The sequence below is a fragment of the Chryseobacterium sp. SIMBA_029 genome (assembly GCF_046535275.1).
Taxonomy (GTDB): Bacteria; Bacteroidota; Bacteroidia; order Flavobacteriales; family Weeksellaceae; genus Chryseobacterium.
The window spans coordinates 1-243 of sequence record NZ_JAWRXA010000758.1 but is presented as its reverse complement, the minus strand read 5'-3'; the positions used below and the strand labels follow the sequence as shown (position 1 = coordinate 243).

Sequence of the window (243 nt, the reverse complement as noted above, 5' to 3'; positions counted from 1 at the left end):
ACATTGTTTGTATTTGCCGCATCATAAGCATCAAAAAGCCCCTCTTTGTATACATTAGCCTTTGCGCTCACAAGAATACTAGCAATACCACTACTTAAAGTATAGCTGTCATTATTATTGTGGTAAATATCGTAGTTCAATAATAACCTGTCCTGTCCAAGATCAAAAGTAGCACCTGCTTTTGCAAAGTAACCACGGGCTAATCTATCTGAATTGGTATCCAGTATATTTTCTTGTTGAGAG

The 243-nt window shown here is 36.6% G+C and carries 1 pseudogene; it reads right to left on the bottom strand.

Annotated elements, in window-relative coordinates:
- A pseudogene (locus SB679_RS25960) lies at positions 1-243 on the bottom strand (TonB-dependent receptor); the annotation flags it as partial.